The sequence below is a fragment of the Rhodococcus sp. ACPA1 genome, assembly GCF_002300195.1.
In the GTDB taxonomy this organism is placed as follows: domain Bacteria; phylum Actinomycetota; class Actinomycetes; order Mycobacteriales; family Mycobacteriaceae; genus Rhodococcus_F; species Rhodococcus_F opacus.
On the sequence record NZ_NSDX01000001.1, the window covers coordinates 492,850 to 517,582 of the forward strand.

Genomic DNA, 24,733 nt, shown 5'->3' on the forward strand with positions numbered 1-24,733 from the left:
TGGTGTCCCTGGCACGATCGGACCGGTCGATGCACAGTGCGAAGCCCATATAAGGAGAATCAGCAAGTGTCCATCATTGAGCAGGTCGGAGCCCGTGAGATCCTCGATTCCCGTGGTAACCCCACGGTGGAGGTCGAGGTGCTGCTCGACGACGGAAGTTTCGCTCGCGCCGCGGTCCCGTCGGGTGCATCGACCGGTGAGCACGAGGCCGTCGAATTGCGTGACGGTGGCGACCGGTATGGCGGCAAGGGTGTCGAGAAGGCCGTCGAGGCCGTCCTGAGCGAGATCGCTCCGGCCATCATCGGGATCGACGCCACCGAGCAGCGGACCGTCGACCAGGCCCTGCTGGACGCCGACGGCACCCCGGACAAGTCGCGTCTGGGCGCCAACGCGCTCCTGGGTGCGTCGCTGGCGGTGGCCCGCGCGGCCGCCGAGTCGTCGGGTCTGGATCTCTTCCGTTACGTCGGTGGCCCCAACGCCCACGTCCTTCCCGTCCCGATGATGAACATCCTCAACGGAGGTGCGCACGCCGACACCGGTGTCGACGTCCAGGAGTTCATGGTCGCCCCGATCGGTGCCGCCACGTTCAAGGAGTCGCTGCGCTGGGGCGCCGAGGTGTACCACGCCCTCAAGTCGGTGCTGAAGGAGAAGGGCCTGGCCACCGGTCTCGGTGACGAGGGCGGCTTCGCCCCCGACGTCGCGGGCACCAAGGAAGCACTGGACCTGATCAGCGTCGCCATCGGCAAGACGGGCCTGGTCCTGGGCACCGACGTGGCGCTGGCACTCGACGTCGCCGCCACCGAGTTCTACACCGACGGCACCGGCTACAAGTTCGAGGGCAGCAACCGGACCGCGGCCGAGATGTCGGCGTTCTACGCCGAGCTGGTCGATGCCTACCCGATCGTGTCCATCGAGGACCCGCTGGACGAGGACGACTGGGACGGCTGGGTCGCCCTGACCGATCAGATCGGCAACAAGGTCCAGCTCGTCGGTGACGACCTGTTCGTCACCAATCCGGAGCGTCTGGAAGAGGGCATCGTCAAGGGTGCCGCGAACGCTTTGCTGGTGAAGGTCAACCAGATCGGCACGCTGACCGAGACCCTCGACGCCGTCGACCTCGCGCACCGAAACGGCTACAAGACGATGATGAGCCACCGGTCCGGTGAGACCGAGGACACCACCATCGCCGACCTCGCGGTCGCCGTGGGCAGCGGTCAGATCAAGACCGGTGCCCCCGCACGCAGCGAGCGCGTCGCCAAGTACAACCAGCTGCTGCGCATCGAGGAGAACCTGGGCGACGCCGCCCGCTACGCCGGCGAGGTCGCGTTCCCGCGGTTCGCGTTCGAAGGCTGACGTTCGACAGTCGAGTAAGGGGTGTTGGGGTAGGTGGCACAGCGCGGCAGGCCGCGGTCGTCCGGAGCAAGTCCGGGCGGCCGCGGCTCCGGGCGGGGTGAACGGGTCCGCGGAAACCGGGCGGACGGCGCGCCGGGCGGAGCGCGGCGCCCCCGCACCACCAAGTCGACGACGCCGGGGCAGGCCGACGGCAAGCCGGACGCCGTCGACGGCGCCGACACAGGCAAGGTGCTTCCCGGTCGCGCCCGCCCGAGACGGGTGGGTGCGACCGGGGCCGCCCGCACAATTCGCTCCGAGCACACGATCCTCGGACTGTCGACGGGCCGGGCGCTCGTCCTCGTCATGGTCGTGCTGCTTCTCGCGCTCACCCTCGCGGTTCCGCTGCGCAACTACCTCACCCAGCGTGGGGAAGCGGATCGTATTGCGGCGGAACAGGTTCAGCTCGAAAAGGATCTGCAGGAACTGCGGATACTCGAGGAGCGCTACTCCGACCCCGCCTACATCGAGGCGCAGGCACGCGGCCGGCTCCGGTGGGTGAAGCCCGGCGACACCCCGTTCCAGGTGCAGCTGCCCGGCGACTACAAGGAGCCGGAGAAGCCGGAGGAGAAGGACGCCGAGATGGCAGGCCCCTGGTACTCCGACCTGTGGAAGACCATTTCAGAACCGCCGGCCGCGCCCGAGGTGCAGCCGGCACCGGCTCCGGCGCCCCCCGTGGTGCCGCCGCCCGTACCGCCAGAACCAGGAGAACCCACCGGGTGACCACTTCGTCCGACCCGTCCAATCCCGTGCCGCAGGAAGACCTCGACGCCGTCGCCGCCCAGCTGGGCCGCGAACCGCGTGGAGTGCTCGAGATCGCGTACCGCAGTCCCGACGGCACGCCCGGCGTCGTGAAGACCGCGCCCAAACTTCCGGACGGAACACCGTTCCCGACGCTGTACTACCTGACCGATCCGCGACTGACTGCGGAGGCCAGCCGGCAGGAGTCCGCGGGGGTGATGCGTGAGATGACCGAGCGTCTCGGGCAGGACCCGGAACTCGCGGCCGCGTACCTGCGCGCCCACCAGTCGTATCTCGCCGAGCGTGACGCCATCGAGCCGCTGGGAACGGACTTCACCGGCGGCGGAATGCCCGAGCGCGTCAAATGCCTGCACGTGCTGATGGCCCACTCGCTGGCGAAGGGACCGGGCGTCAACCCGCTGGGCGACGAATCGGTGGCCCTCGCCGCGTCCGCGGCAGGCGGAAAGCTGAGGGGCACCGCGATTCCCGCGGACTGGCCCGGCATCGACGACGTCGAAAGTCCCGAGCAGTGACCCGCGTCGCCGCCGTCGACTGCGGCACGAACTCCATCCGCCTGCTCGTCGCCGACGTCGACGAGCAGGGCACACTGCACGACGTGTGTCGCGAGATGCGCGTCGTCCGGCTGGGACAGGGCGTGGACGCCACCGGCCGCCTGGCGCCCGAGGCCATCGAACGCACCCGGGTCGCGTTGAGCGAGTACGCCGGAATGATCGCCGACGCCGGCGCCACCGCAGTCCGCATGGTCGCCACATCCGCCACCCGCGACGCGTCCAATCGGGAGGACTTCTTCTCGATGACCCGCGAGGTGCTGGGCGCCGTCATCCCCGGCGCCGGGGCCGAAGTCATCACCGGCGACGAGGAAGCACGGCTGTCGTTCAACGGCGCGGTCGGGGAACTCGATCCGTCGCAGGGACCCTTCGTGGTCGTGGACCTCGGCGGCGGTTCCACCGAAGTGGTCCTGGGCGACGAATCCGGCGTCCACGCCGCCTTCTCCACCGACATCGGATGCGTGCGCATCACGGAGCGCTGCCTCCACGACGATCCGCCGACACCCGCACAGGTCGAGGAGGCCCGCGCGTTCGCGCAGGAACGCCTGGACGAGGCGTTCGCGCATGTCCCCGTCGAACAGGCCCACACCTGGGTGGGCGTCGCCGGAACGATGACCACCATCGCCGCGCTCGCCGAAGAACTGCCCGAGTACGACGCCGAGCAGGTGCACCTGTCCCGCATCCCGATGCCCCGGCTGCGCGAGGTCTGCGACTCGCTGATCGCCATGACCCACACCGAGCGGGCCGCCCTCGGCCCGATGCACCCGGGGCGGGTCGACGTCATCGGCGGCGGCGCGATCGTGACCCTGACACTGGCCGACGCATTCGAGAAGAAGGCGGGCATCGACCAACTCGTCGTCAGCGAACACGACATCCTCGACGGAATCGCATTGTCGATCGCCTGAGCTAGTGTGATCTGCGCACGGTCGCCGAGCGACACCCTCGGCGGCCGGTGGCCCCTATAGCCCAATTGGCAGAGGCAGCGGACTTAAAATCCGCACAGTGTCGGTTCGAGTCCGACTGGGGGCACCACCATGCAGGCGTGCTTCAGCGGCGGGTCAGGACGTTCGGACGAGTTCCGCCCGCATCTGGGTGAACAGGAACAGTCCGGTGCGTCCCGAGATCTGCTCGTACGCGCGCACGACGTCGTCGATGAACTCCGGCACGGCTGCGTCGTCGAGGTGCGTGGTCCAGTCGGTGGATCCGACGGTGCACCACCGCGCGAATTCCTCCCGGGAACCGAAATCCCATTCGACGTCGCGCACGACGAGGTCGGTGGTGTCGAGTCCTGCCACCCTCGCGATGTCGCGGAACTTTTCCGGTTGGATGTGGATGAACGGCGCCGAGAAGTCGGTGAAGTACTCCGCCCATCGCGGGCGCGCCGCCACGGCCATCAAGACGTCTTCGACACTGGTCCGCGGGCCGGCGCACACGATCTGGATGATCACCCGTCCGCCGTCCACGACGCTGCGGGCGATTCCGGCCAATGCCACCTGCAGGTCGGGGACCCAGTGCAGCGCGTTGAACGACACCGCGACGTCGAACTCGCCGTCGAACGGAAGGTCGCGTGCGTCGGCGATACGGAACTCGGCGCGGGTGCCGTCCGGCACGGCTCTGGATTGGGCCTTCGCGATCATCCGCGGCGATGCGTCCACTCCGACCACCGAACCGCCGGGAAGCCGTTCCGCGATCCGGAGCGTGACGAATCCGTCGCCGCATCCCACGTCGAGCACCCGTTCATTGCCCGTGAGGGCGAGTTCCGCGATCGACTTCTCCGCGACGGCGCGCTGGAGGGCGCCGACGTCGGCGTAGCCCTCGCCGTCCCAATCGACCATGACGGCCGAGCCCGGCCTACCTCAGGCGCCCTGGTGGTGCGGGCTCGAGTGTGCGCCGCCCCCGGCCCGCGCGATGGACGCGCGGACGCGGGCCGTGGCCTGCCAGATCTGGGTGCTGTCGTGGACGCTGATGACCGGTATGCCCTGTTCGCGGGCATTCTGAACGGTCAGCGCGTCCTGGGATGAGCCGACCCCGTCGAGGACGTCCTCGGTGACGATCGCGCAGAGCGCGGGGCCGTCCATCTTCCGGACGGGCTCGAGTCCGTGGACCACCATCCACTGCTTGACCATCGCCCAGTGCGACACCTCTTTGTACCGCGTGGGGTTGCCGATGAAGAGAACCCGACGGGAGCGGCGGGCGCGAGCGATATCGATGTGCGTGACGGTAGCCATGGCGGAGGGTTCCTGTCCGTTGCGGGATTCCGTACTGTCAATCCCCGCTCGCAGCGGTTTCGTTACGCGTCGGTCCAAGAAGTTCGCCATTCCCGCGTACGTGAGTGAGAAAGAGTGCTCGAACACGCTTTGCCGCTCACGTACGCACGGTCCGTCAGCTGCCGAACGGGCTACCGGACGAGCCTCCGCCGCCCGGCCCGGATGTCTCGGTGACGGTGACGATGGTGGGTTCGACGGTGCCGTTGGTCAGCGGCGGGATGCTTCCCCACTGCTCGAACGACGGCACGCTCGAGCAAGTCCATTGCACCGTGTATTCGCCGGGGTCGAGGGTGGCCGTGAGCTCGCCGTCGTCTCCGCCCAACACGGTGGTCGGGCCCACGGTGGCGACCGAGACGGTTCCGTCGACGGACCGGACGTCCATCACGCACACCACTGCCCCGGGGGCGGCGTACCGGACGTCCATCACCACGACATTCCCATCGACGCCGATACCGACCGTGAGGTCTTCGGGTGCCGCGGACGCGGTGGGTGCGGCGAGTAGACCCGCGCCGGCGACAGCGGCGGCGATACCTACGGTTCGTGCAATCGTTACCTTCATCGGTGCATCCTTCCGGACTTCTTTGTTACCGGTTGATACGAGGCAGGAGCCACCCGGGAGTATCGCACCTCGAACCCTCATCTGCTGGGATGTGGAAGGTGGAACACTTGCTGGTCTGGGAGTTCAGCGTGTCGATCCGACACCTGGTGCATCGAAGGAGACGGCGAAGTGCTCGGACGGAAGAACTACACGAAGGACGAAATCGATCACGCCGAGGCGTCCGTCGCGGAGCAGGTCGCCGCGTACACGTCGCTGACGGGGGCGATTGCGGGCGAGGTCACGGGCGAGAAGGTTTTCGCCGCCCTCGAGGACTTCGAGCCGCTGTTCTTCGCCAACATGGTCCTGGTGCTGGACCGTTACTTCGTCCACCGGATCCGGGCGGTGACGGGCAAGGACGGGAACCCGCTCAACGAAGTCGAGATCATCGCGGACTCGTTGATGAGCAATGACGGCGTCCTGCGCGGCATCAGCGTCCTGAAGTATGTCTCCGACCAGTCCGTTCTGAAGCTGGAGATCGGCGACCGGATCCGCGTGAGCGCCGACGAATTCGAGCGGCTGTCGGCGGCGTTCTTCGCGGAACTGCGGTCACGGTTCCTGGCATGAGTGTCTGGTTCACGTCCGATCTGCACCTTCGTCACGCACGGCTGGTGGAGATCCGGGGCTTCGAAACGGAGATCGACGCGCACGACCAATCCATCCTCGACGCGCTGGGCGCCGCCGTCGGGAGCGGCGATCAACTCTGGATACTCGGCGACATCACCGTCGGAGGTAAGGCCGCCGAGGACTGGGCGCTGCGCGCACTCGACGAGTTCGCGCGGAAGCGGAACGTCGAAATGCATCTGATCCCCGGCAATCACGACTCGTGTCACCCGATGGCGAACCGCAACAGCCACATCCGGCAACGGGTGTTCCTGGAGACGTTCGCATCGGTGCAGTTGTTCGCGCGGCGCAAGATCGCGGGCGTGACGGTGCTGCTCTCCCATTTCCCGTACGTCGGCGACCACACCGCGGAGGACCGGGGCGTGACGTACCGGTTGCAGGACGAGGGAGACTGGTTGCTGCACGGGCACACTCACCAGGACGGCGTGCTCGACCCGTCCGTGCACCCGCGGCAGATCCACGTGGGCTGGGACAGTTGGCGCAGGCCCGTGCACGTCGACGAGATCGGGGAGATCATCGGATCGGACGCGTCGACCCGGTGACCGGTGTGGCGTCGGCGCGGTATCTGCCGGGCGTCGATCCGTGCGTGTTCTTGAACAGCCGGGAGAAGTGGGCGGCCTCGGCGAAACCCCAGCGGGCACCGATGGCCGAGACGGGCAGATCGCGGTAACGGGGGTCGGCGAGATCGCGTCGGCACTGCTCGAGACGGCGGCGTCGGATCCATCCGCTCACCGTGTCGCCGTCGGCCTCGAAGATCTTCTGCAGGTGCCGCACCGAGATGTGATGCGCGGTGGCGATCGAGTGGAGATCCAGCTCCCGGTCGGCGAGCCGCTCGTCGATGAAGGCGGTGACCCGAACTCGCAGTGCGTTCCCGCGCGACTGCTGGATCAGCCCGTCGGCGAGGTGGAGTTGCTCCGCGAAAGCGGCCGCGACCAGATCGAGGACGGCGTCGCCGAGGTGGACCGCGACGGTGGGGGAGGCGTCGGCGATCTGCTCGCCGAGCCCGCGCAACAGCGGGGTGACGACGGCACCGAGCCCCCGGCCGCCCGGCACCCGGCGCGCGGTGAGCTGGGCGATGCCGTCGGGCGGAACGCGGAGCAGGTGCCGGGGGAACATCACGACGAGCATCCGGAACCGGTCGTCGAACGACAGCTGATACGGCCGGGTCGTGTCGTAGATCGCGAAGTCGCCGGGGGCGAGCGCGGCTGCGCGGCCGTCCTGGCTCAGGACGCAAGACCCGCGCACCTGCAGTCCGAGTTTGAAGTAGTCGGGGTTGGCGGTGCGGATGGTCCGGGGTGTTCGGCGAATGACGTGCGGGGCGGCCGTGACCTCGCTGATCCGGATCGCACCGACCGTCGCGCCGCGCACGACGCCACGGAAGTCGTCGTGGTCTGCCGACGTCATCTCGAGGGGGACGAACGCGTCGCTCACCGACTCGCGGAACTCGTCGAACGAGACGAGGCGTTCCCCCGGACGGATGAGACTGCTCACGACCACCTACCTCAACTGCGTTTGACGGCTTCGCGTGCGGCGGTGCCCGACGCCAGCTTCTCCAGCAACCCGATCAGGACGAGCCGTTCCGACGCTGTCAGCGTCTCGGTCCACGTCTGCTCACGCTTGTTGTGCGCCGAGTACGTGCTGACGATGGCGTCGTGCCCGGCGTCGGTGAGTTCGAGGTCGACCGCCCGGCGGTCGCCTGCGGACGGTCGCCGCGTCACGAGACCGTCGCGCTCGAGCGTATTCACCAGCGCCGACACGGCAGACCTGCTCATCCCGGACAGCGAGGCCACCCGCTTGGCTTCGCACGGTCCGGCGAGCCACAACACGAACAGCACCCGGAATCCGGGCCAGCTCCACCCGCTGGGCCGGTGGACCGTCGACTCGAGGTCGTAGACGAGGGCACTGGTCACGCGGTGCAGCGCGAGAACCAGCCGCATGGACACCGGATCGACCTCGGGCAGTTCGTCGACGGTCTTGCCCACCGCGAAGTCCACGAAGGACAGGAAGTCCAGGTTGCTCTGGTCGGTCGTCTCGTCGGGCATGAGCACAGGTTAGCGGCCGAATCGGTGTAATCAAAGCCTTGACCATTGGCACCCGTGAGTACTTGTCAACCGCCCGACGTTGATAAGTACTCACAGGCCGCGTGCGGCATTGCCCGCGTCGACGGGCAGGACGATGCCGCTGATGTGTGCGCTGCCCGCGGCGGTGAGGAACAGCACGACCCGGGTGATCTCGGCGGCGTCCAGCCATGCCACGGGCTGGGCGTGCAGGCTGCGGAACACCGGTTCCACGTCCTGCGCTCCGGGCATCTCCAGGTCCGGCCGCATCATTCGGTAGAGGGCGTCGTTGTGAATCATCGGTGTCGAGATATTGCCCGGTGCAATCGCATTCACCGTGATGCCGTGCGGGGCGAGGTCGAGCGCCGCGCTCTTGGTGAGCCCGATGACACCCCACTTCGACGCCGCGTACGCGGCCATGTTGGTGTTGCCGGCCCGGCCGAGCATCGACGAGATGGTGACGATCCGGCCGTATCCCCGCCGGATCATTCCGGGCGCCACCGCTCCCACGGTGTTGAAGACGCCGGTGAGATTGGAACCGATCGCCTCCGACCACTGCTCCTGCGTGAGCGACTGCACCGGGGCGGCCACCGAGACGCCGGCATTCGCGACCGCGACGTCGATTCGCCCGAACTCGGACTCCGCCTCCGCGACCAATGCGTCCATCGCGGCCCGGTCCGCGGTGTCCGCCTTGGCGGTGATGCACCGGCGGCCGGTGGCGCGCACCAGCTCCGCGGTCTCGTCGAGATCGGCGGCAGTGGCCAGGGGATAGTTCACGGCCGGGCTGTCCTCGCAGCGGTCGCACAGAACTATGTCCGCTCCGCGTTCGGCCAGTGCGACCGCGTGGCTGCGGCCCTGACCGCGGGCGCCGCCGGTGATCAGGGCGACCCGGCCTTCGAAGTCTTCCATCGTCGTTCTCCTGTCCGGGCGGATCAGCGCAGCTTGATGCTGCCGCCGTCCGCCATCAGTGTCTGTCCGGTCATGTACCGCGAATCTTCGGACGCGAGGAACACCGCGACGGGCGCGATGTCGGTCTCGGGATCGCCGATCCGCTGGAGCGGAACCTTCGCCACGGACGCGGCGGCGCGTTCGGGGAATCGTTCCTGCCAGGCGAGGACGCCCTCGGTCGCGGCGAACGGGCAGATCACGTTGACCCGGATCTGATCGGCGGCCCACTCGTTGGCCGCCACCCGGCTGACGCCGCGGATCGCTTCCTTCGCCGCGGCGTACGACGTCTGGGTGGGCATGCCGTCGAGCCCGGACCCGGACGCGAAGTTGATCACCGAACCCTTCGCCGCCTTCAACTGCTCGTAGCAGGCCTGCATGAGGTGCACGACCGGATAGAACCCGGTCCGGAACGAGAGGTCGAACATCTCCTGGGTGTGGTCGATCAACAGTGCCTGCCGGGATGCGTGGGCGTTGTTGACCAGCACGTCCACGGATCCGAACGCGGCGACGGCGGCGTCCCGGATCTGCTCGGCGGACTCGCGCCGGGAGATGTCGGCGTTCAGGAAGCGAGCGGACGATCCCAGTTCCTGCTCGAGATCCTTGCCGCGTTCGTCGTCGATGTCGACGAACAGGACGTCGGCGCCCTCGCGGACGAACACCGTCGTCACGGCCCGGCCGATGCCTCCGGCGCCGCCGGTCACGATCGCCGTCTTTCCGTGCAGCCTCATCGTGTGCTCCTTCTGCCAGTGTGGCTCAGGCACCGGCGGTGTCGCCGGTCGCCAGCGCGAACTTCTCCAGTTCGGCGACGCTGAACGCGGCATAATTCTCATACGGTCCGCGGCCGGCGAAATAGGGTGTGAGAAGCTCCTCGAGCTCCTCGGGTGAGAACGCGGAACCCGCTGCGTCGAAGCGATTCTCGACCTTCGGTGCCGCCATCAGTGCGACCATCTTGCCGTACACGACGAACACCTGTCCGTTGACCTGGTCGGCGGCGGGGGAGGACAGGTAGTGGACGAGGGTGGCGACCCGTTCGGGGGACAGGGGGTCGAGTCCCGCGTCGGCCGTGTTCTCGCCGAACGCGTCGGCGGTCATGGCCGTCCTGGCGCGCGGGCAGATCGCGTTGGCGCGCACCCCGTAGCGGGACAGGCCCTGTGCCGTCGACAGTGTGAGTGCAGTGATCCCGGCCTTCGCGGCCGAGTAGTTGGGCTGGCCCGCCGATCCGAACAGGAATGCCTCGGACGACGTGTTGACGACCCGCCCGTATACGGGGCCTCCGGCGGCCTTGCTCGCCTCGCGCCAGTGCACTGCCGCGGCCCGCAACGTGGCGGCGTGCCCCTTGAGGTGGACGCGGATGACGTCGTCCCAGTCGGACTCGGAGAGGTTGAAAATCATCTTGTCGCGCAGGATTCCGGCGTTGTTGACGAGGATGTCCATCGATCCGAACGTGCTGACGGCCTCGTGCACGAGGCGTTCGCCCAGCGACCAGTCGGAGACGTCGCCGGTCACGGCGGTGGCGCGGCCGCCGGCCGCCGCGATCTCCGCGGCCACTGCGTGTGCGCCGTCGCCCATGTCGTTGACGACGACTGCCGCCCCGGCGGCGGCGAGTGCGAGGGCTTCGGCCCGGCCGAGGCCTGCGCCCGCGCCGGTGACGACGGCAGTGCGTCCGGCGAGGCTGAGTGATTCCGTCATGGGAACTCCTGATTGCGAGAAGAATTAGATTTCATTCTAGTTGTATCGCATAAACTACTGATCAGTCACCAAAGAAGCGCAATCTGATAGAGGAATGTTTTCTACTTTCCCTGCCGATTCGGCATCGATGACACCGGCTGCGGGCAGGTCTCGGTGAGTGGGAACTGTGGTCGACGTCACTGGGCGGCATGCCAGGTTGGGCGTGCTGATCCTCTCGAATCCCCCGGAGCCACATATGCATAACATGCCCCTGTCCCCAGGTGAGGCGGAGCGCGCACCGCTCTCACGCGGGAAGTCGTTCGCTCTCCTGGCCTTGATCATCCTTCTGGTCGAAGTCATCCCGCTCGCCTACAACTTCGTCACCCCGGCGCTACCGGAGATCGCGAAACACTTCGGCACCGCGAACGTCGGCTGGGTGATCACGATCGTCACGCTCGTCCTCGCCGCCTCGACTCCGCTCGTCGGCAAACTCGGCGACATCTACGGCAAGAAGCGGATGATGCTCGTGTCCGCCGCGGTGTTCGGCGCCGGTTCACTACTCGGCGCGCTGGCCCCCAACTTCGAACTCTTCCTCGTGGGCCGCGGACTCCAGGGTGCGGGGATGGCGATACTCGTGCTCGCCTACGGGTTGATCCGAGACATACTGCCCCCGTCGATCATTCCCGTGGCCGTGGGCTTCGTCGCCACCGGAATGGGCGCCAGCACCATCCTCGGCCCGATCATCGGCGGCTACCTCATCGACCACTTCGGCTACACCGGCGTGTTCTGGGCGCAACTCCTCCACGTGGCGGTCGTCGGAATCGCGGTCGCGATCTTCGTTCCCGAGACCACACTGCGGACGCGGTCGAAGCTCGACGTGCTCGGCGCGGCCATCCTCGGCCTCGGCGCATTCGTGCTGCTGTTCGGCATCGGCAAAGCCACCGCGTGGGGTTACACGGCCCCGCAGACGCTTCTGTGTGTGGGCGGCGGGCTCGCCATTCTCGCCGGCTGGCTGCTCTACGAACGCACGCCGAAGGAACCGCTCATCGACCTGCAGATGCTGAAGCAGGGACCCGTCGCGAAGACATTGGCCGCCAGCGGTTTCGTCCAGTTCGTCCTGGTCAGTCATTCGATGCTCATCCCGATGTTCGTGATGACCGATCCCGACCTCGGTCTCGGTTACGGATTCGGAGTGACCGCCCTTGCCGTCGCCGTCTACACCGTCCCCACGGGCGTCGTGTCGATGATCGCGGGCCCGGTCGGCGGATACTTCACCCGTCGTATCGGCCCGGCGCCGGTTCTGGTGTTCGGCGGCGCGTCCCTCGCTCTCGGATCGTTCCTGCTCGCTACGCTGCACGACTCGACGGTCCAGATGATGTTCGGGCAGTTGGTGATCGGACTCGGGCTCGGTTCCGCGTCGGCGACGCTGCCGAACCTCATCATGCGCACCGTGCCCGCGCAGACGCAGGGGATTGCCGGCGGGATGCTGAACCTGTCCGGCTCGCTGGGCAGTGCGATCGGCAGTCAGGTGATGATCGCCATCGTCGCGATCCCCGGTGTCGTGCTGGTGGGCCGCGCCGCGCAGTATTCGGAGAAGGGCTTCGTCTACGCCTTCTTCACACTCGCCGTCGCGGGACTGCTGGCCGCGGTGATGGGACTTCTCCTCACTCGCAACAAGATCGAGCGTCCAGTGGACGCGACGGCGCCCAAGTCGGAGATGGTCGCCTGATCTTTCCTCCGCGCACATCGTTCCTCCGCGCGCACCGACACGAGGCCCGTATCATCTGCGGGCCTCGTGTCGGTGTGGCAGAGCCGGTGCTCAGGCGCGCACACCAGCCGCCAGCAGGGTGCGCGCCTCCTCCCGACCGTCGAGCAACCGATTGACGCGCCGGGTCACCTTCCACGCGCCGTCGATCTTGGCGAGCTCCCACCGGTTGGCGGTGATCCGGTGGACGCGGAACCCGTCGTCGTCGTGAATGATCAACTGCGACTTGCACGTGGCCACCGCGGTGTCACCGTCGACGCGCACGTGCCCGGGCTCGAGCATGTGCGCGCAGCCACCACCGATCCAGCCCTGATGCGCCTGCGACTGCACCATCGCCGTGATGGCCGCATGCCCGCGCATCACCCCGGTGTCGACGTCGTACACGCCGTCCTCGGTCCACAGCCGCGCGACCGCGTCGGCCGAACCGCTGTCGATGGCGGGACCGTAGGCGGTCATCAATTCGAGGATGGCGAGCTTGTCTTCGAGTGCGGTGACGCGTTCGGCGAGTGCGCGGACGAGTTCGTCGGTGCCGGTCATGGACGGATCCTGTCTTCGGTTGCGGTGCGGAAGGAGAGGCCGAGTTCGTCGCCCAACTGCCGGAGGGCCTCCAGTTGCTCGCAGTAGTGGGCTGCGCTCGTGGACGCGAGGGTGACGCTGACGACGGTCGTCCCGGCGTCGCGTCGTCGTTCGAGGGCGCGGGTCACGGTGTCGCGGGAGCCGATCGGGTCCAGGGGCGCGCCCGCGCTGAGGACCACGTCGAATCCGTCGGGGACGTCGACCCTGGCGAGCAGCGCGCACAACTCGTCGAGAGAGAGGCCGAACGGCACCCACCCGTCGCCGAGCGTCGCAGCGCGGCGCAGGGACCGCAGTGTCCGTCCCCCGATCCACAGCGGGACCCGCGGCTGGACGGCGTGCGGTTCGACGACGACGCCGTCGAAGTCGTAGAACGTGCCGTGGTACTCGGGTCGAGATTGCGACAGCGACGCACGGAGCGCCGCGAGTGCGTCGTCGGCGCGGGCGCCCCGGTCGTCGAAGTGGGCGCCGAGCAGGTCGAATTCCTCGCGCAGGCTGCCCACGCCGAGGCCCAGGACGAGCCGGCCGCCGCTGACGACGTCGAGCGTGCCGTAGCGCTTCGCGATCTCGAGGGGGTGGTGATACCCGAGTACGAGAACCTGGGTAGCGAGGCGGATGCCGGTGGTCTGGGCGGCGAGGAACCCGAGTGTCGCGAGCGGGTCCCAGTAGGTGCCGCCGCGCTCGACCGCGACGTCGGTGGGTACGGCGACGTGCTCGCTGCAGGTGAGGTGGTGGTAGCCGAGGCGGTCGGCAGTGCGGGCGATCGCGGTCAACTCCGCGATGCCGGCGCCGAGCTCCCAGTCTGCGCGGACGGCGGGGTGCGCGATGACGATGGGCGGCGCGATTCCTATGTGCATCAGTTCGTTACTCCGCTGTCGGGGGGGTCGGTCTGTCGTCACCGTTGTAGTGGAGGTGCCCGGGTGCCGCGCGGGCATTCCCGGTGACCGGACGCGGCGGTTGTCCGAATTCTTCCCCGCGGCGGGCACGACTGGTACATTTTAAGAATTCATTTCAATTTTTGTCGGGCGTATGCGTGTGACCAGGATATTTGGAGGCGTCGATGACTGTCGTCGATTCGGATGATGCACTGTCGGTACCCGCTGCGAAGAAGGATCTGCCCCCGTCGATGGTCGAGCGGATGACGCTGATCCTCGACGCGTTCGACGGCCGCACGTCGCGCCTGACCCTCGAGGAGGTCGCGTGCCGCACCCGGCTGCCGCGGTCCACGGTGCACCGCATCCTCGACCAGTTGGTCCGCCTCGACTGGGTCGACCACGCGAGCTTCGGCTATTGCCTCGGACGGCGCGCGATGGGGCTCGGCGGCGGCGACAACGGGCACAGCCAGGTGCGGGCCGCGGCGGCCCCGCTGCTGCACGAACTGCACATGCAGACCGGAATGGTGGTGCACCTGGCCGTGCTGGACGGCGCGGAGAGCGTGTATCTGGACAAGGTGGGCGGGCGAATGGCCGCGAGCCTGCCGTCGCGGGTGGGTGGGCGCGTTCCCGCCTACACGACGGCGGGCGGCAAGGCGATGCTGGCGTGGGTCGACCCGGAGCAGGTCGACAGCATGTACGGGCCGCGGCTCAACCGGAGCACGGACCGCACGATCACCGAACTGTCCACACTGCACCAGGAGCTCAACCGGATCCGGCAGCGCCGCGGTCTCGCGTTCGAGCGGGGGGAGGCGGTGCGCGGAATCGGTTGCGTCGGTGTCGCGGTCCGCAGCGCCGACGGGCCGGTGGCCGGCATCTCGCTGTGCGGCGACGCGCGCACCGTCCAACTCGAACGCGTCGCCCCGCTCGTCGTCGACGCCGCGAGGGAAGTCACCCGGACCCTCCACCCCGAGCTGGGAACACCGCGTCGCGGCCGCCGGACCCCGGAAATGCCGGACAGCTCCTGGTCGACCGAGACCCTGGACCAGCTCCTCGCGGTGCAGTCCGGGCAATGGCTGTAGCGCCCGTGCGCGCGTGACGAGTCTCCGGACTCGCTACGCGCGCACGGGTCGCGGAGCGGCGTCGAGGCCGAAACCGCCCCGGAAGAACACCATCGGACGCTCCTCGCACACCGATTCGAGTTCCAGGACGCGTCCGATCACCACGTCGTGGTCGCCGGCGGTATGCACCGACTGCACGTCCGCGTGCACGCGCACGAGAACCCCCGACAGCGACGGCGTCGACCACCGCGACGGCTCCCAGGACAGACCGTCGAACTTGGTGCCCCGGCTCGAGCCGAACCGGAAACAGAGGTCCGTCTGGTCCTCGCGCAGCACGTTGATCGTGAAGCGCCCCGACCGCCGGATGCGCGGCCATGCCCGCCCGCGGTGATCGGCGCAGAACAGGATCAGCGGCGGCTCCAGGGACACCGACGCGAACGACTGACATGTGAATCCCACCGGACCTTCCGTGTCGAGCCCGGTCACCACTGTCACTCCGCTGGCGAATTGGCCGAGGGCACGGCGCATCTCGTCCGGTGACGGTGCGTCCGAGCGTGTCCCGGGCTGGGTGCCGGCCGGTTCCGTTGCCATCAGACCGCCTCCGATTGCTCTTCCGTCGCCGACCCGTTCGACGATCGTCCCCGAGGCTAAGGACGGCCCGGAACCGTCACGAGATGCCGTCTCGGTCAGTGGAAATCCCCGGCCGATGCCTGCGCGAGCAGGGCGATGTCTCGCTGACCGGGATCGCTTCTGTCCGAGCCGGGAGCGCGCTGGCAACGTGACCGACCATGACGACTGACTCGAGTTACGAGGGCACCCTGAAGGAGCTGAAGACCGACCTCGGCGTGCTTCGCTACCACGAGGCCGGCGACGGCCCGCCTCTTCTGCTGCTGCACGGCTCCGGCCCCGGCGTGACGGGGTGGCGCAACTTCCGCGGCAACCTCGGCGTCTTCGCCGAGCACTTCCGCACCTTCGTCCTGGAGTTCCCGGGATTCGGGGTCAGCGACGACTTCGGCGGTCATCCGATGCTCACCGCAGGCGACGCGGTACTCCGCTTCCTCGACGGGCTCGGACTCGACGAGGTGGCGATGCTCGGAAACTCGATGGGCGGCATCGTCGCCACCCAGTTCGCCATCGCACACCCCGACCGGGTCGGCAAGCTGATCACCATCGGTGGCATCGGCAGGAACCTCTTCAGCCCCGGCCCCGGTGAGGGCATCAACCTCCTGATGGAGTTCACGGACGACCCCACCCGGGAACGACTGATCGCGTGGCTGCACTCGATGGTGTTCGACCCCGCGATGGTCACCGAGGAACTGATCGAGGAACGCTGGACGCAGGCAACCGACCCCGAGACCCTCGCCAGTGCCCGCAAGATGTACAGCAAGGCGGCGTTCGAGGCCGGCGCCAAGGCGGCACTCGAGTCCGATGCGACGCCGTACTGGGCTCAGCTGCACAAGGTGAAGGCGCCGACGCTGCTCACGTGGGGTCGCGACGACCGGGTCAGCCCGCTGGACATGGCGATCATCCCGATGCGGTCGATTCCGCGGGCGGAACTGCACGTGTTCCCGAACTGCGGGCACTGGGCGATGATCGAGCAGAAGACGGCGTTCGAGAGTGCCGTCCTCGCCTTCCTGCTCCGCAAGGACGGCACCGGACGATGAGCGGCACCGAAGAAAACTTCGACACCACGGTCGATTTCCTCGTCGTCGGCAGCGGTGGCGGCGGCATGGCCGCGGCGATCACCGCGGCCGACCGGGGAATCGACACTCTCGTCATCGACAAGGGCGCCACGTTCGGCGGATCCACCGCCATCTCCGGGGGCGGCATCTGGATTCCCAACGCCCCGACACTGCGGGAGAAGGGGGTGGTCGACTCGCGGGAATCGATCCGCCGCTACCTCGACATCATCACCGAGGGCACGGTTCCCGCCGACCGTCTCGACGCGTTCGTCGACAAGGGCCCCGAGCTGATGGACCTGCTCGACCGCAGCCCGCACATGAAGCTCTACTGGGTGAAGGGCTACTCCGACTACCACCCGGAGTACGACGGCGGCCGTCCGCTCGGACGCACCATCGAATGCAAGCCGTTCGACACCCGGGCGCTGAAGGAGGACGAGCAGTACCAGCGGCCGAACAGCATGAAGGGTCCGCTGGGACTGTGGGTCACGTCCAAGGACTACCACGACCTCGCGATGGTCAAGCGCACCTGGAAGGGCCGCAAGGCATCACTGGTCGCGGCGTGGCGGGTGGCGTCCAACGTGATCCGCCGCCGCCACATGGCCACCGGCGGCCGCGCACTCGTGGCGCGGATGCGGATGGTCCTCCAGGATGCCGGGGTGCCGCTGTGGCTGAAGACGTCGATGACGGAACTGATCGTCGACGGAACCGGTGCCGTCGTGGGCGTGCTCGCCGAGCGTGACGGGCAGACGATCCGTATCGGCGCGCGTCGCGGTGTGCTGCTCGCGACCGGCGGCTTCGACCACAACCAGGACATGCGCGCGAAGTACCTGCCCAAGCACGGCGTCCCGGACGTCAGCGCCGGCGCCCGGGAGAACACCGGCGACGGCATCGTCGCGGGCCAGAAGCTCGGCGCGGCAGTCGACCTCATGGACGATGCCTGGTGGATGCCGTCGGTGTTCCACCCGATGGGCGCCGTGATCCCGCTCGTGTCGGAGCGGTGTATTCCGCCGTCGGTGATCGTCAACGGCCGCGGCGAACGCTTCACCAACGAGTCGTCGCCGTACGTGAATTTCGTCCACGACCAACTCGACGGCGGTCACGTCCCGGCGTGGTTCGTGATGGACGGCAAGGCGAAGTCGCGGTACCCGTTCGCGCAGGTGCTGCCGGGTGTGCCGTTCCCGCAGGGGTTCTACGACTCCGGGGTCGTGCACAAGGCGGACACGCTGCGCGATCTCGCCGACGCGATCGGCGTCAAGGCCGACACCCTGGTCGCGACGATCGACCGGTTCAACGGTTTCGCCCGCACCGGCAAGGACGAGGACTTCGGCCGCGGCGACAGCGCATACGACCGGTACTACGGCGACCCGACGATGAAGAACCCGTGCCTCGACGAGATCGTCGAGGGACCGTTCTACGCGATCCGGTGCGAGGCCGGCGACCTGGGCACCAAGGGCGGCCTCGTCACCGACGCCGACGCGCGGGTGCTCCGCGAGGATGGTTCCGTCATCGACGGCCTGTACGCCACCGGCAACACGTCGGCGTCGGTGATGGGCAACGAATACGCCGGTGCGGGCGCGACCATCGGTCCCGCCATGGTGTTCGGCTACATCGCCGCGCTGCACGTCGCCGACGTGAGTGGCAAAGCGTCCCCGGACACACGACAGCACTCACGTGCGGGAGAGGTGGCGTGATGCTGAGCGATTCGCAACGACTGTCCGCCGCCCACCTCCTGCGGAACGCCGAACACGGCCGTGCGCCGATCGACCCGTTGACCACCGTGTTCCCGGGCATCGACGTCGTCGACGCCTACGAGATCGCGCTGATCAACATCCGGGCGCGGCGGGAAGCGGGGGAGACGGTGTACGGCCACAAGGTCGGGCTGTCGTCCGAGGTCATGCAGAAGATGATGGGCGTCGACGAACCCGACTACGGGCATCTGCTGTCGAGCATGGTGTACGCCGAGGGGACGCCGATCGACACCGCCCGATTCTGCTACCCGCGCATCGAGGTGGAGATCGGGTACGTCCTCGGCGAGACCCTGCCGGGGGAGGGATGCACCGAGGCGGACGTGCTGGCGGCCACCGAATACATCGTTCCCAGCATCGAACTGATCGACTCCCGCATCACCGACTGGAAGATCGGACTCGCCGACACGATCGCCGACAACGCGTCCTCGGCCGGGGTGATCCTCGGTGCCGGACGGGTGGAACCGGCGAACGTCGACATCGGCGGGATCTCCGCCGTGCTGTTCCAAGGTGAGGAGGAGATCGCGCGGGGCGAGGCGTCGGCGGTGCTCGGCAATCCCACGAAGGCCGTGGCGTGGCTGGCCCGGAAGGTCGCGAGCTTCGGAGTGCGACTGGAGGCCGGGCACGTGATCCTGCCCGGCTCGTGCACCCGCGCGATCGACGCCCGGCCCGGCGACGTGTTCCGCGCCGATTTCAGTGACATCGGTTCCGTATCAGTAGAATTCAAGTAAAGGCGACAACTGTGACCAAGGCTCTCGCCGCGATCGTCGGATCCGGCAACATCGGCACCGACCTCCTGTACAAGCTCCTCCGCTCGGAGATCATCGAGCCCCGCTGGATGATCGGCGTCGACCCGGACAGCGAGGGACTGGAGCGCGCCGCGGACCGGGGTGTGATCGCCAGTGCCGAGGGCGTCGACTGGCTGCTCGCCCAGGACGAGCGTCCCGACATCGTCTTCGAGGCCACGTCCGCCTACGTGCACCGGGTGAACGCGCCCCGTTACCGGGAACTCGGCATCCAGGCCGTCGACCTCACCCCCGCCGCGCTCGGACCTGCCGTCGTGCCCGCCGTGAACATGGGCGAGCACCGGACCGCGTCGAACGTCAACCTCATCACGTGCGGCGGCCAGGCGACCATCCCGATGGTCCACGCCGTCTCCCGGATCACCGAGGTGGCGTACGCCGAGATCGTCGCCAGCGTGGCGTCGCCGTCCGCAGGCCCGGGTACCCGCGCGAACATCGACGAGTTCACGATCACCACGAGCCGGGGCATCGAGACGATCGGCGGGGCGAAGAAGGGCAAGGCCATCATCATCCTGAACCCGGCCGAACCGCCGATGTTCATGAAGGACACCGTGTTCTGCTCCATTCCCGCCGACGCCGACCGGGACGCGATCACCGCGTCCATCCACGACGTCGCGGCATCCGTGCAGGCGTACGTCCCCGGCTACCGCCTGCGCGCCGAACCGCAGTTCGACGACCCGACGCCGATCAGCGGTGGCCTCGCCCGGGTCGGCATCTTCCTCGAGGTCGAGGGAGCGGGCGACTTTCTGCCGCCCTATTCCGGCAACCTCGACATCATGACCGCCGCCGCCACCAAGGTCGGCGAGAGCTTCGCGACGCAGATCCTCGGCGCGAGCGTCTGAGCGCGTCCGCCCCATTCACTCTTCGAAGGAATACCGATGCCTTACAGTGCTGATCTCGACATCCGGGTGACGGACTCGTCGCTGCGCGACGGCTCCCACGCCAAGCGACACCAGTTCACCGTCGAACACGTCCGCTCGATCGTCGGGGCGCTCGACGCCGCCGGGGTTCCGGTCATCGAGGTCACCCACGGCGACGGACTCGGCGGTTCCTCGTTCAACTACGGCTTCAGCCACACCCCGGAGCAGGAGCTGATCAAGGCCGCCGTGGAGACCGCGGAACGGGCGAAGATCGCCTTCCTCATGCTCCCCGGGCTGGGCGTGCAATCCGACATCCGGGAGGCGGCGGACAACGGCGCGAGCATCTGCCGCATCGCCACGCACTGCACCGAAGCCGACATCTCCGTGCAGCATTTCGGGCTCGCCCGCGACCTCGGGCTGGAGACGGTCGGGTTCCTCATGATGTCGCACAGCCAACCCCCCGAGGTGCTCGCGCAGCAGGCCCGGATCATGGCCGACGCCGGATGCCAGTGCGTGTACGTGGTCGATTCGGCCGGGGCACTGATCATGAACGCCGTCAGCGACCGCGTGTCCGCACTGGTGACCGAACTCGGCGACGACGCACAGGTCGGCTTCCACGGTCACGAGAACCTCGGCCTCGGCGTCGCCAACTCGGTGCTCGCCGTCGAGGCCGGCGCCCTGCAGATCGACGGCTCCACCCGGCGTTTCGGTGCGGGTGCGGGCAACACTCCGGTCGAGGCGTTCGCCGCCGTCACCGAGAAGCTCGGAATCCGCACGGGCATTGACACTCTGAAGATCATCGACGCCGCCGAGGACGTTGTCCGGCCGATCATGGACGGCGACTGCCTGCTCGACCGGCTGTCGCTGACCATGGGCTACGCGGGTGTCTACTCCAGCTTCCTCAAGCACGCCGATTCCCACGCCCGCCGGTACGGCGTGTCCGGTGCGGAGATCCTCATCGAGGCCGGCCGACGCAAGCTGGTCGGCGGTCAGGAGGACCAGCTGATCGAGATCGCCCTCGGTCTCGCAGACCGGGACTCCGCGGGTTCCACAGTCGCCGAGAAGAAGTCCGCCTAGGCGTTTCGCCGGGTACCGACACCAGAAAGCCGAGATCATCATGGGCCAGGTTCTTGACAGGATCGAACAGTACGCGGACGAGATCCGTGCGGAAGGCGTCGAGGGCGACAAGCTGATGCGCCTGTCCGACACCTCCGCGAAAAGGTTACGCGACTCCGGCGTGATGCGGATGCTGCAGCCCAAGGAGTACGGCGGCTACGAATCCCACCCGCGCGAGTTCGCGGAGACCGCGATGGGCATCGGCGCCATCGACGGGGCCGCGGGCTGGGTCAGCGGCATCGTCGGCGTCCACCCGTGGGAACTCGCATTCTTCGACCGCACCGCCCAGGACGAGGTGTGGGGCGAGGACTCCGACATGTGGATGGCCTCGCCGTACGCGCCGATGGGGGTCGCGACTCCCGTCGACGGCGGGTACGTCCTCAACGGACGGTGGTCGTTCTCCTCGGGCACCGACCACTGCGGGTGGATCATGATCGGCGCCGCGGTCGGCGACCGGGACGGCAACCGGGTGATGCCCCCGAAGATCCTGCACGTGCTGCTGCCACGCTCCGACTACGACATCGACCAGGACAGCTGGAACGTCGTCGGACTGCGCGGCACCGGGTCCAAGGACCTGATCGTCAAGGACGCGTTCATCCCGCAGCACCGGACCCTGCAGGCCGACAAGGTGTTCGACGGGTCCGCGCCGAAGGAGTTCGGCCGCACCCAGACGCTCTACAACTTCCCGTTCTCGTGCATCTTCCCGCTCGGCATCACGTCCTCGCTCATCGGCATCGCCGAGGGTGCGCTGGCCTGCCACCTGAATGCGCAGCGTGAACGTGTCACCGTGTCGGGCACCGCGATCAAGGAAGACCCGTACGTACTGTTCGCGATCGGCGAGGCGGCGGCGGAGATCGCGGCGTCGCGCGCGGCGATCCTCGAGACGGTCGACCGGTTCTGGGACATGACCGAGAAGGGGCAGGACGTCTCGTTCGAACTCCGCTCCATCGGCCGGCGCACGCAGACGGCCGCCGCGTGGCGGGCGGTGCGCGCCGTGGACGAGATCTTCGCACGCTCCGGTGGCGGTGCGCTCCAACTGAAGACACCCCTGCAGCGCTTCTGGCGGGACGCCCACGCCGGCCTCTCTCACGCCATCCACGTGCCGGGGTCGATCTTCCACTCCTCGGCTCTGACCCAGCTCGGCGGGGAACCTCAGGGCATCCACCGCTCGATGATCTAGGCGCTCCGCGCCCGTGCGTGGTTAGCGAGTCCAGAGACTCGTCAACCACGCACGGGTGGCGGAGCCGCCTCCAGGAAAGGACTTTCACATGACCGACATTCGAGGACTCGGCTACCTCAGGATCCAGACGAAGGACGTGCCACGCTGGCGTGAGCTGGTGGTGGACGGGCTGGGCATGGCCGAGGGTTTCGGCCCCGAGCCCGACGGCCTGTACCTGCGCGTCGACGAGCGGCGGTCGCGGCTGATCGTCCTCCCCGGTGACACGGACAAGGCACTCGCGGTGGGGTGGGAGGTGCGCGACCAGTTCGCTCTCCAGCGGGTGCGTGAGCAGGTGGAGAAATCGGGTGTCACGGTCGACGTCCTGTCCGAGGAGGAGTCGCGCCACCGCGACGCAGAGCAGGTGATCGCGTTCGACGATCCGTCCGGCACACGGGTGGAGGTGTTCTTCGGGCCCGTGCTCGACCACAGTCCGGTCGTCACTCCGCACGGCGGGCGGTTCGTCACCGGCGCACAGGGTCTGGGGCACGTGGTCCTCCCGACGCCGGCGTTCGAGGAGGCCTACACGTTCTACACCGAGGTGCTGGGCTTCCTGCCGCGAGGGGCGATCCGGCTCGGACCGGCCGACGCCCCGGGACCGGCCCGCCGGGTGCGGTTCATGGGCGTCAATCAGCGCCATCACAGCCTCGCGTTGTGCCCTGCGCCGCGCAGCGGCGAACCCGGAATGGTGCATCTGATGACGGAGGTCGACACCCTCGACGCCGTCGGCCAGGCACTCGACCGGCTCGGCAAGCTCGGCTTCTCCATCTCGTCGACCCTCGGCCGGCACACCAACGACCGCATGGTGTCGTTCTATGTGCGTGCCCCCGGCGGCTGGGACCTCGAGTTCGGCACGGAGGGCATGCTCGTCGACGAGACGCACTACACCGCCGAGGAGATCACGGCGGACAGCTACTGGGGTCACGACTGGTCGGGTTCCGAGCCGCTGGCGGCGTTCTCATGATGTTGTCGCGCGCCCGGATCGGCGCGGTGGCCGCACTCGTCCTCCTCGGTGGAACCGCCTGTTCCACTGCGACATCCGAGACGGCGACGGACCCGGGCGCACTGCGACCGGGCCAGCTTCTCTCGTCCCGCGCCGTCGCGGACGGTCCCGCACTGCCGAGCGCCGGACGGAACGAGGTGATCACCTACGCGTCGCAGGACGGCAACGGCGACCCTGTCGTCGTGTCGGGCACCGTGTCGATTCCCCGCACGCCGGCACCCGAGGGCGGGTATCCGGTGATCAGTTGGGCGCACGGCACGACCGGCGTCGCGGACGCCTGCGCCCCGTCCGCGGATTTCGCCGGCGGCCCCGCCCACGGCTATCTCTCCGGGGTGGACGCGTCCCTCGACGACTGGGTCGCCAAGGGATATGCGGTGGTGAGCACGGACTACCAGGGTCTGGGCACGCCGGGGATCCACCCGTACATCAACGGTGACACCGAGACGAACGCCGTCGTGGACATCGTGCGCGCCGCCCGGGCGATGGATCCGGCGGTCGGCTCGACGTGGTTCGTGATCGGTCACAGCCAGGGTGGGCAGGCGGCGTTGTTCACCGCCGCGCAGGGCGGGGAGCGCGCGCCGGAACTGCACCTCGGTGGTGCGGTGGCGATCGCGCCGGGCAACGGGCTCGACCAGACGCCGCAGTACTTCCGCTCGGGTGTTCCGGGTATCGAAGCGGCCGAGGCGTTCCTCCCGCTGATCCTCCTCGGAGCCCAGGCCGCGGATCCCGCCATCGACCCGTCGGCGTTGCTGACGGAGCAGGCGCAACCGTTGCTGACGGTGGCGCGGACCGGGTGCATCGACGACATCCGGAAGGTGCCGCCCGTGCCCGCGGGTCAGGTCTTCCGTCCCGACGCCGATCTGGGACCGCTCACCGAGTACCTGGCCCGCCAGGAGCCGTCGAGGGTCCACGTGCAGGTCCCGACGCTGGTCGCGCAGAGCTCCGGCGACCTGGTGGTGAGCGAGCCGTCGACGGATCTGATGGTGAAGACGTTGCAGGACAACGGGAATGAGCTGACGTATCGGACGTACGAGGGTGCGGACCATCGCGGGACGATCGGTGCGTCGCAGAAGGACGCGCAGGATTTCGTCGCCGGGATCCTCGCCGGCTGAGGATGCCGGGACCTCGCCCGACGACGCGACCATCAACAGAATGTTGACAACAGACTGTTGATAGCGT

Annotated in this window: 27 protein-coding genes and 1 tRNA gene; 17 read left to right on the plus strand and 11 right to left on the minus strand. The window is 68.2% G+C overall.

All coding sequences use genetic code 11. The annotated features are described in order from the left end of the window. Window positions 1-66: 66 nt before the first annotated feature. The 5 genes from eno to CJ177_RS02150 all read left to right on the plus strand — a co-directional run bounded on the left by eno (window position 67) and on the right by CJ177_RS02150 (window position 3,731). Window positions 67-1,353, plus strand: a complete 1,287-nt coding sequence (eno, locus tag CJ177_RS02130; protein ID WP_005238851.1) for a phosphopyruvate hydratase — start codon at window positions 67-69, stop codon at window positions 1,351-1,353. A gap of 33 nt (window positions 1,354-1,386) precedes the next feature. Then, window positions 1,387-2,112: a septum formation initiator family protein gene (locus tag CJ177_RS02135; RefSeq protein ID WP_095867185.1), complete on the plus strand. Its 726-nt coding sequence runs from the start codon at window positions 1,387-1,389 to the stop codon at window positions 2,110-2,112. Continuing rightward, window positions 2,109-2,663: a DUF501 domain-containing protein gene (locus tag CJ177_RS02140; RefSeq protein ID WP_005238853.1), complete on the plus strand. Its 555-nt coding sequence runs from the start codon at window positions 2,109-2,111 to the stop codon at window positions 2,661-2,663. The genes CJ177_RS02135 and CJ177_RS02140 overlap by 4 nt, the downstream gene beginning before the upstream one ends. Next, window positions 2,660-3,604, plus strand: coding sequence for a Ppx/GppA phosphatase family protein (locus tag CJ177_RS02145; RefSeq protein ID WP_005238854.1), 945 nt, complete (start codon window positions 2,660-2,662; stop codon window positions 3,602-3,604). Before CJ177_RS02140 ends, CJ177_RS02145 begins: the two co-directional genes overlap by 4 nt. A gap of 50 nt (window positions 3,605-3,654) precedes the next feature. Next, window positions 3,655-3,731: transfer RNA gene (locus tag CJ177_RS02150), tRNA-Leu, on the plus strand. A 26-nt stretch (window positions 3,732-3,757) separates the two neighbouring features. On the opposite strand, the gene CJ177_RS02155 is transcribed toward CJ177_RS02150, so the two are convergent. The 3 genes from CJ177_RS02155 to CJ177_RS02165 form a co-directional block, all read right to left on the minus strand. After that, a complete protein-coding gene (locus CJ177_RS02155; protein ID WP_095867186.1) occupies window positions 3,758-4,534 on the minus strand; it encodes a trans-aconitate 2-methyltransferase in 777 nt (258 codons plus the stop codon). 21 nt (window positions 4,535-4,555) lie between these two features. Then, on the minus strand, window positions 4,556-4,927 hold the full coding sequence (locus tag CJ177_RS02160) for a hypothetical protein (protein ID WP_061041482.1): 372 nt from the start codon (window positions 4,925-4,927) through the stop codon (window positions 4,556-4,558). A gap of 154 nt (window positions 4,928-5,081) precedes the next feature. Then, window positions 5,082-5,525 carry a hypothetical protein gene (locus CJ177_RS02165; protein ID WP_005238858.1) on the minus strand — a complete coding sequence of 148 codons (444 nt, stop codon included), beginning with the start codon at window positions 5,523-5,525 and terminating at the stop codon, window positions 5,082-5,084. Window positions 5,526-5,693: 168 nt separating this feature from the next. Here CJ177_RS02165 and CJ177_RS02170 point away from each other — a divergent pair, with 168 nt between their 5' ends. Next, complete coding sequence (locus CJ177_RS02170; protein ID WP_061041481.1) at window positions 5,694-6,128, plus strand: hypothetical protein; 435 nt, start codon at window positions 5,694-5,696, stop codon at window positions 6,126-6,128. After that, the gene (locus CJ177_RS02175; RefSeq protein ID WP_061700312.1) at window positions 6,125-6,727 is read left to right on the plus strand and encodes a metallophosphoesterase; all 603 of its coding nucleotides are present in this window, start codon (window positions 6,125-6,127) and stop codon (window positions 6,725-6,727) included. Before CJ177_RS02170 ends, CJ177_RS02175 begins: the two co-directional genes overlap by 4 nt. On the opposite strand, the gene CJ177_RS02180 is transcribed toward CJ177_RS02175, so the two are convergent. The 5 genes from CJ177_RS02180 to CJ177_RS02200 all read right to left on the minus strand — a co-directional run bounded on the left by CJ177_RS02180 (window position 6,699) and on the right by CJ177_RS02200 (window position 10,879). Beyond that, the gene (locus CJ177_RS02180) at window positions 6,699-7,682 is read right to left on the minus strand and encodes a helix-turn-helix domain-containing protein (RefSeq protein WP_061700311.1); all 984 of its coding nucleotides are present in this window, start codon (window positions 7,680-7,682) and stop codon (window positions 6,699-6,701) included. The two genes, CJ177_RS02175 and CJ177_RS02180, sit on opposite strands and share 29 nt — an antisense overlap. 5 nt (window positions 7,683-7,687) lie before the next feature. Continuing rightward, entirely contained in the window at window positions 7,688-8,227 is a 540-nt protein-coding gene (locus CJ177_RS02185) for a MarR family winged helix-turn-helix transcriptional regulator (RefSeq protein WP_061700339.1), read from the minus strand. 90 nt (window positions 8,228-8,317) lie between these two features. After that, window positions 8,318-9,151: a mycofactocin-coupled SDR family oxidoreductase gene (locus tag CJ177_RS02190; protein WP_095867188.1), complete on the minus strand. Its 834-nt coding sequence runs from the start codon at window positions 9,149-9,151 to the stop codon at window positions 8,318-8,320. Between the two features lie 23 nt (window positions 9,152-9,174). After that, window positions 9,175-9,918, minus strand: coding sequence for an SDR family NAD(P)-dependent oxidoreductase (locus CJ177_RS02195; RefSeq protein WP_005238864.1), 744 nt, complete (start codon window positions 9,916-9,918; stop codon window positions 9,175-9,177). Window positions 9,919-9,943: 25 nt separating this feature from the next. Further along, window positions 9,944-10,879 (minus strand): 3-oxoacyl-ACP reductase, encoded by a 936-nt coding sequence (locus CJ177_RS02200; RefSeq protein ID WP_061700309.1) that lies wholly within the window; start codon window positions 10,877-10,879, stop codon window positions 9,944-9,946. A 244-nt stretch (window positions 10,880-11,123) separates the two neighbouring features. Here CJ177_RS02200 and CJ177_RS02205 point away from each other — a divergent pair, with 244 nt between their 5' ends. Continuing rightward, window positions 11,124-12,587 carry an MFS transporter gene (locus CJ177_RS02205; protein WP_025432145.1) on the plus strand — a complete coding sequence of 488 codons (1,464 nt, stop codon included), beginning with the start codon at window positions 11,124-11,126 and terminating at the stop codon, window positions 12,585-12,587. A 90-nt stretch (window positions 12,588-12,677) separates the two neighbouring features. On the opposite strand, the gene CJ177_RS02210 is transcribed toward CJ177_RS02205, so the two are convergent. After that, on the minus strand, window positions 12,678-13,160 hold the full coding sequence (locus tag CJ177_RS02210; RefSeq protein WP_005238867.1) for a nuclear transport factor 2 family protein: 483 nt from the start codon (window positions 13,158-13,160) through the stop codon (window positions 12,678-12,680). Then, window positions 13,157-14,053: an LLM class F420-dependent oxidoreductase gene (locus CJ177_RS02215; RefSeq protein WP_005238868.1), complete on the minus strand. Its 897-nt coding sequence runs from the start codon at window positions 14,051-14,053 to the stop codon at window positions 13,157-13,159. Before CJ177_RS02215 ends, CJ177_RS02210 begins: the two co-directional genes overlap by 4 nt. 203 nt (window positions 14,054-14,256) lie before the next feature. Here CJ177_RS02215 and CJ177_RS02220 point away from each other — a divergent pair, with 203 nt between their 5' ends. After that, window positions 14,257-15,150 (plus strand): IclR family transcriptional regulator, encoded by an 894-nt coding sequence (locus CJ177_RS02220; protein WP_061041474.1) that lies wholly within the window; start codon window positions 14,257-14,259, stop codon window positions 15,148-15,150. A gap of 33 nt (window positions 15,151-15,183) precedes the next feature. Here CJ177_RS02220 and CJ177_RS02225 read toward each other — a convergent pair whose 3' ends face one another. Next, entirely contained in the window at window positions 15,184-15,720 is a 537-nt protein-coding gene (locus CJ177_RS02225) for a flavin reductase family protein (RefSeq protein WP_095867189.1), read from the minus strand. A 197-nt stretch (window positions 15,721-15,917) separates the two neighbouring features. Between CJ177_RS02225 and CJ177_RS02230 the strand changes: the two genes are divergently transcribed. From CJ177_RS02230 to CJ177_RS02265, 8 genes are all read left to right on the plus strand, one after another. Continuing rightward, window positions 15,918-16,793 carry an alpha/beta fold hydrolase gene (locus CJ177_RS02230; RefSeq protein ID WP_061700307.1) on the plus strand — a complete coding sequence of 292 codons (876 nt, stop codon included), beginning with the start codon at window positions 15,918-15,920 and terminating at the stop codon, window positions 16,791-16,793. Beyond that, on the plus strand, window positions 16,790-18,502 hold the full coding sequence (locus CJ177_RS02235) for an FAD-binding protein (protein ID WP_095867190.1): 1,713 nt from the start codon (window positions 16,790-16,792) through the stop codon (window positions 18,500-18,502). Before CJ177_RS02230 ends, CJ177_RS02235 begins: the two co-directional genes overlap by 4 nt. Continuing rightward, window positions 18,502-19,287 carry a 2-keto-4-pentenoate hydratase gene (locus tag CJ177_RS02240; protein ID WP_061700305.1) on the plus strand — a complete coding sequence of 262 codons (786 nt, stop codon included), beginning with the start codon at window positions 18,502-18,504 and terminating at the stop codon, window positions 19,285-19,287. The genes CJ177_RS02235 and CJ177_RS02240 overlap by 1 nt, the downstream gene beginning before the upstream one ends. 11 nt (window positions 19,288-19,298) lie before the next feature. Further along, the gene (locus CJ177_RS02245) at window positions 19,299-20,201 is read left to right on the plus strand and encodes an acetaldehyde dehydrogenase (acetylating) (protein ID WP_061700304.1); all 903 of its coding nucleotides are present in this window, start codon (window positions 19,299-19,301) and stop codon (window positions 20,199-20,201) included. Between the two features lie 36 nt (window positions 20,202-20,237). Beyond that, window positions 20,238-21,296 (plus strand): 4-hydroxy-2-oxovalerate aldolase, encoded by a 1,059-nt coding sequence (dmpG, locus tag CJ177_RS02250; protein WP_061700303.1) that lies wholly within the window; start codon window positions 20,238-20,240, stop codon window positions 21,294-21,296. Between the two features lie 40 nt (window positions 21,297-21,336). After that, window positions 21,337-22,515, plus strand: coding sequence for an acyl-CoA dehydrogenase family protein (locus tag CJ177_RS02255; protein WP_061700302.1), 1,179 nt, complete (start codon window positions 21,337-21,339; stop codon window positions 22,513-22,515). Window positions 22,516-22,603: 88 nt separating this feature from the next. Continuing rightward, window positions 22,604-23,515: a biphenyl-2,3-diol 1,2-dioxygenase gene (gene bphC / locus CJ177_RS02260; protein WP_005238877.1), complete on the plus strand. Its 912-nt coding sequence runs from the start codon at window positions 22,604-22,606 to the stop codon at window positions 23,513-23,515. Further along, window positions 23,512-24,666 carry a S9 family peptidase gene (locus CJ177_RS02265; RefSeq protein WP_025432147.1) on the plus strand — a complete coding sequence of 385 codons (1,155 nt, stop codon included), beginning with the start codon at window positions 23,512-23,514 and terminating at the stop codon, window positions 24,664-24,666. Before bphC ends, CJ177_RS02265 begins: the two co-directional genes overlap by 4 nt. The last annotated feature ends 67 nt before the right edge of the window (window positions 24,667-24,733 follow it).